Source organism: Microcystis sp. LEGE 08355 (genome assembly GCF_015207185.1).
Taxonomy (GTDB): Bacteria; Cyanobacteriota; Cyanobacteriia; order Cyanobacteriales; family Microcystaceae; genus Microcystis; species Microcystis panniformis.
Map to the genome: position 1 here is coordinate 1 of NZ_JADEXI010000304.1, position 5,679 is coordinate 5,679.

Sequence of the window (5,679 nt, forward strand, 5' to 3'; positions counted from 1 at the left end):
AATCAAGGCACCTACTGCCGTGGGTGATTTAGGTTTCCAGTTAATGAGCGAAGCTTTACAGTTAGAAAATGTCACGGTTAATTATCTCAATCCCGATATTTTGATTGAGGGATATCTGCAAAGTGAAAAGTAGAGCTACTGCAATTCCCCCTCAATCGGCAAATCTCAACCAACCGCTTGTAAAAGTCAAAAAGTGATCAATAACCCCGATTTTTGCGATCGAGTTCTAGAAATCGCCCCGCTGCCGTCAAATCCGTTTATCGGTACGGTTATCCCCCTAGAGGAAGTTGGGCAATTGCTCTGTGATCAATAGTGCCATTATCGAGCAGAATAAAAAAGTTAGAATAGTCAAGCCCTTAGTGATTGAACGTATGACGGTACTCGAAAAAGGTAATATCACGATTCATACCGAGAATATCTTCCCTATTATCAAAAAATCCCTCTACACTGACCATGAAATTTTTCTGCGGGAATTGATATCTAATAGTGTTGATGCCATCTCGAAATTAAAAATGGCTTCTTTAGCAGGAGAAGCGAGAGGAGAAGTCCCCGAACCAGAAATTAATCTCGCCATCGACAAAGAAAATCGTACCCTATCAATTACCGATAATGGTATCGGGATGACGGCGGAAGAAATCAAGAAATACATTAACCAGGTTGCCTTTTCCAGTGCGGAAGAATTTATCAATAAATACCAAAAATCAGCCAAGGATTTAATCGGTCATTTTGGACTAGGTTTTTATTCGGCTTTTATGGTGGCTAAAAAGGTAGAAATTGATACTCTTTCCTATCAAGAAGGTGCTACCCCTGTCCATTGGTCTTGTGATGGTTCTCCCGAGTTTGAATTAACCGATTCTTCCCGCAGCCAAATCGGCACCACTATCACCCTAACTTTAATGGATGAGGAAGGGGAATATTTAGAACCTGCCCGCATTCGTCAGTTAGTCAAAACCTACTCAGATTTTATGCCCGTTCCCATTAAAATTGATGGGGAAGTGATTAATCAACAACGGGCTTTATGGAAAGAATCTCCTCAAAATCTGACTAAAGAAGACTACCTAGAATTCTATCGTTATCTCTACCCTTTCCAAGAAGAACCTTTACTCTGGGTACATCTGAATACCGATTATCCTTTCTTGCTCAATGGCATTCTTTATTTTCCCAAACTCAGACCGGATGTGGATGTCTCAAAAGGACAATTAAAGTTATTCTGTAATCAGGTTTTTGTCAGCGATCATTGCGAGGAAATTATTCCCGATTTCCTGATACCCTTGCGAGGAGTTATCGATAGTCCAGACATTCCTTTAAATGTGTCTCGAAGTGCTTTAACCAAAGATCGCACCGTTCGCCGTATTGCCGATTTTATTGCCAAAAAAATTGCTGATCGTCTCAAATCTCTCTACAACGAAGACGCAAAAGAATATATTCGTTGTTGGGGAGATGTGGGAACCTTTATTAAATTTGGTTCCTTAAAAGAGGATAAATTTAAACAGCAGGTAGAAGATATTTTAATCTATCGCACTACCTACAAATCCCCAGAAACCCCAGTACAAGTGCAAGTACAAACCGCCGAAGGTGACGCATGGCAAGAAGCGACGGCGAAAACTCCCCTAGAAGCGATCGAACAGGAAGGTTATACTACTCTCAAAGCCTACCTGGAACGCCATAAAGAACGCCACGAAAATCGAGTTTTTTACTGTACCGATCCTCGTAGCCAATCCACCTACGTTGAACTCTACAAAAATCAAGGGTTAGAGATCCTCTTCTTTGATTCTTTCATCGATACTAATTACTTTATTCCTTTCCTAGAAAGAGAATACTCCGATGTGAAATTCACCCGGGTTGATTCTGAATTAGACTCGACACTGCTCGAACAGGATCAAGCTAGTGAAATTATCGATCCCGCCAGTAATAAAACCCGGGCTGAATTAATCAAAGAAATCTTCGCCAAAGCTCTCGATAATTCTCGCATCAATATCAAAACTGAAGCCTTGAAATCTGATGATCCCCAAGGTACTCCCCCAGCAATTGTCTTACTTCCAGAAGCGATGCGACGCTTACAGGAAATGACGGCAATGATGCAACAAAAAGCCATGGCTTTCCCCGAAGAACATATTCTGATGATTAATACTAATCATCCCTTAATTCAACAGATTGTCCAGATTAGTCAGGGAAGTATTGTTACTGGTAGTGGCGAATCTCCATCGGCGCAATTAGCGAAAATGCTCTGTCAGCACGTTTATGATTTAGCTTTAATCGCTCAAAAAGGATTTGATGCCGAGGGAATGCAAGCTTTTGTGGAACGTTCCAATCGCGTTCTGACTAAGCTAACCGAAAAGATTTAATCTATTGCCAAACTTTGGCTGTTCCGATATGCTGAGAGTGTGTTAATTCACACTCTATTTTTTTAACCTGATCAATAGGATCTAGGGATAAGCTATCTTGCCACCGTCAGCCTTGAATCAGTTATCAGTTATCAGATGTAAGTTTTCAGTTCACTTATACTGTTTACTGTTTACTGTTTACTGATAACTGATAACTGATAAGTAGGGAGGCACAATTATTTGTAGGATGGGTTAGCGGTAGCGTAACATGAGCGGGCGTTGGGTTTCATGCTTCAACCCAACCTACGTTCTGTTTACTGATAACTGTTTACTGATAACTGATAACTGATAACTGATAACTGAAAAATGCGCTTACCCACCCTCAAATATGAGCGAGGAACCTTAATTCTCCATCCACCACCAAAAGGGAAAAAATGGCTAGATTTTGCCACTTGGGATGATCGTATCGAAAGATTTCGCATTTTGGCGATTCATTATCGTCCTCTCGTGGAAACCCTACAGGAGGAGGGCATTAACTTCCAAGATGAAGCAAAAGCTTTCAACAATTTAGAATTAATTGCCAGTTTTGAACGGGAACCCTACCCCCACCAAACTGAAGCGTTAATCGCTTGGAAAAAATCCCAGAGAAGGGGTGTTATAGTCCTTCCCACCGCTGCTGGTAAAACCTATCTTGCCCAATTAGCTCTACAATCGACTCCCCGCAGTACCTTAATTATCGTGCCGACTATTGATTTAATGCACCAGTGGTATGCCCAGATGTTGGCGGCTTTTCCCGATGCCGAGGTGGGATTATTAGGGGGAGGTTCTAAGGATAATAGTGCTATTTTAATCGCCACCTATCAAAGTGCGGCAATTTACTCAGAAACTCTGGGTAATCGTTACGCTTTTTTGATTTTTGATGAATGTCATCATTTACCATCGGATTTCTTTCGGAAAATAGCGGAAGATTCGATCGCACCCTATCGTTTAGGCTTAACAGCAACACCGGATCGCGGTGATGGTAGTCATCAGGATTTAGATTATCTTATTGGTGCAATTGTTTATCAAAAAAGTCCCCAAGACTTGTCAGGAAAAGCCCTAGCGGATCATGAAATAATTCAAATTAAAGTGAAACTATCCGCCAAAGAACAGGAAAAATATCAAGAAGCAATTAAAATTCGCAATGATTTTTTAAGAAAAAATAATCTCAGTTTGTCTGGTTTAGATGGTTGGCAAAATTTTGTCATGATTAGTGCCAGAAGTAGCGAAGGGCGCCGGGCGATGTTAGCGCACCGGGAGTCGAAGGAAATATCCTCCGGAACCCAGGGAAAATTGCGGGTTTTAGCCGAGTTAATCTGTGAACAACATCCGGAACCAATTTTGATTTTTACCAACGATAATGCCACAGTTTACCGCATTTCCGAGAGCTTTTTAATACCTGCCATAACCCATCAAACTCCCGTGAAAGAACGCCATGAAATTCTGACCCGTTTTCGTCAGGGAGAATACAAAATTCTGGTGACTTCTCATGTTCTTAATGAAGGGGTTGATGTGCCGGAAGCACGCATCGCGATTATTTTATCGGGAACCGGTTCCACGAGGGAATATATTCAGCGTTTAGGACGGGTGTTAAGAAAAGGACAACAAGAGGATAAACGGGCGATTTTGTATGAAGTGATAGCCGAAAATACCACGGAGGAAAAAACCTCCCAACGACGACGGGGAGAGCAGAAAAATAAAACTAGCTATAAAACCGGTAATCGACAATTGGAATTATTGCCTTCTGCTCCGAAAAAATCTTTTTCTTTCCCGAAAGCTGCCGAATCTTCTACCCCTTGGGTAAGTTCTCCAGAGTCAGAGGAAGAATAGAAAATTTCTCTGGGGTATTTTCCTCTATAATAAAGGTAAGTAGGTAGGTGTTAAAAGTTGTCAGATACCCCCCTTATCAAGGGGGGCAGGGAGGATCCCCCCGCCTATCGGCACCCCCCTTATCAAGGGGGCAGGGGGGATCAGAGGCAAAATCTATCTTCAATTTAATTATAACTACTTACTTAAAAAATCTGGATTGATACCCCTATGACCGAACTTGCTCAACAAAAATGTCAACCTTATCAATCGGGTTCTTCTCCTATCACCGCCGAGGAAATTACCGCTTTACAGGCTAAAATTCCCGATTGGAATCTCTTAGAATACGAGGGGATTCCCCGTCTGCAAAAACTCTATAAATTTGCCAATTTTCAAGGGGCAATCGCCTTTACTAATGCCGTGGGAGAAGCGGCGGAAAAAGAAGGCCATCACCCCGCTTTATTGACAGAATGGGGTAAAGTTACCGTTTCTTGGTGGACCCATGACGTGGGCGGATTACATCAAAATGATTTCATCATGGCTGCCCGTACCGATGATATTTATCGTCAACAAAAGGCTTAATCGTAGGCGCGAATCATCGCTTGGGTTCCCTGTTTAATTCCCTTGCCTTCGTCCAATTCCGCTACTACTTTAAATAGAGTTTCCGCTAAATCTGTCCCGGGCAGAATTTCCCCGGCTGTCTGGGCAGTTTCTTTGACTAATCGCAAATCTTTTAAGATATGTTCAATCATAAAAGCCGGCTGTAAATCTTGGGCGAGGATTTTTGGTCCCAAATTTTCCAACGCCCAAGAACCTGCCGCCCCCGTTTTACAGACTTCTATGACTAAATTGGGGTCTAATCCTTGAATTTTTGCCATTTTTAGAGCCTCACACAGCGCCACCATGTGAACCGCCCCCAAGACTTGATTACAGAGTTTTACCGCTTGTCCGTTGCCAATTTCGCCACACCAGCGAATAGTTTTGCCCATGGCTTGAAAACAGGGCAGACAAGTCTGAAAATCCGCTTCTTTCCCCCCCACCATAATAGTTAAACTGCCGTTTTTCGCCCCAATATCGCCCCCAGAGACGGGAGCATCGAGAAAACGGAGATTATTTTCCTCTAGCTTTTCCCCAATCATCCTAGCGGCTTGAGAGCCAATGGTACTCATATCCACCACCAGAGTTCCCACCGCTGCCGATTCCACGACACCCCCCGGTCCTAAAATCACCGCTTCCACGTCAGGCACATCCCCGACGCAGGTAAAGACAATCTCGGCATCCCTGACGGCGGCGGCAATACTAGAACAAATGTTCGCATCCGATGCCCTGGCAATGGTTATCCCCGGCGCTTCTGGGGTGCGATTCCAAGCATTGACAGCAAAACCTTGACGGACAAGATTAACCGTCATCGGGGCTCCCATCACTCCTAATCCTAAAAAGGCAATTTTTTGACTCATAATTTTGGTAATCAAGGGAACAGGGTGTGGGGAAGTGGGGAAGTGGGGAAGTG

Annotated in this window: 4 protein-coding genes and 1 pseudogene; 4 read left to right on the plus strand and 1 reads right to left on the minus strand. The window is 43.1% G+C overall.

What is annotated here, in order from left to right; genetic code table 11:
- The 4 genes and pseudogenes from IQ242_RS15340 to IQ242_RS15355 form a co-directional block, all read left to right on the plus strand.
- A pseudogene (locus IQ242_RS15340) lies at window positions 1-133 on the plus strand (bifunctional diaminohydroxyphosphoribosylaminopyrimidine deaminase/5-amino-6-(5-phosphoribosylamino)uracil reductase); the annotation flags it as partial.
- 238 nt (window positions 134-371) lie between these two features.
- Window positions 372-2,345 carry a molecular chaperone HtpG gene (gene htpG, locus IQ242_RS15345; protein ID WP_255520659.1) on the plus strand — a complete coding sequence of 658 codons (1,974 nt, stop codon included), beginning with the start codon at window positions 372-374 and terminating at the stop codon, window positions 2,343-2,345.
- A gap of 345 nt (window positions 2,346-2,690) precedes the next feature.
- Window positions 2,691-4,193 carry a DEAD/DEAH box helicase gene (locus IQ242_RS15350; protein WP_193960554.1) on the plus strand — a complete coding sequence of 501 codons (1,503 nt, stop codon included), beginning with the start codon at window positions 2,691-2,693 and terminating at the stop codon, window positions 4,191-4,193.
- Between the two features lie 207 nt (window positions 4,194-4,400).
- On the plus strand, window positions 4,401-4,751 hold the full coding sequence (locus tag IQ242_RS15355) for a 4a-hydroxytetrahydrobiopterin dehydratase (protein ID WP_002762185.1): 351 nt from the start codon (window positions 4,401-4,403) through the stop codon (window positions 4,749-4,751).
- On the opposite strand, the gene IQ242_RS15360 is transcribed toward IQ242_RS15355, so the two are convergent.
- Entirely contained in the window at window positions 4,748-5,626 is an 879-nt protein-coding gene (locus IQ242_RS15360) for an NAD(P)-dependent oxidoreductase (protein ID WP_193960555.1), read from the minus strand. The genes IQ242_RS15355 and IQ242_RS15360 overlap by 4 nt on opposite strands.
- Window positions 5,627-5,679 lie beyond the last annotated feature (53 nt).

What these genes read in the sequence shown, in the direction of transcription:
- htpG (WP_255520659.1), top strand. Translation starts at nt 372, where the DNA reads ATGACGGTACTCGAAAAAGGTAATATCACGATTCATACCGAGAATATC.
- IQ242_RS15360 (WP_193960555.1), bottom strand. Translation starts at nt 5,626, where the DNA reads ATGAGTCAAAAAATTGCCTTTTTAGGATTAGGAGTGATGGGAGCCCCG.
- IQ242_RS15350 (WP_193960554.1), top strand. Translation starts at nt 2,691, where the DNA reads ATGCGCTTACCCACCCTCAAATATGAGCGAGGAACCTTAATTCTCCAT.
- IQ242_RS15355 (WP_002762185.1), top strand. Translation starts at nt 4,401, where the DNA reads ATGACCGAACTTGCTCAACAAAAATGTCAACCTTATCAATCGGGTTCT.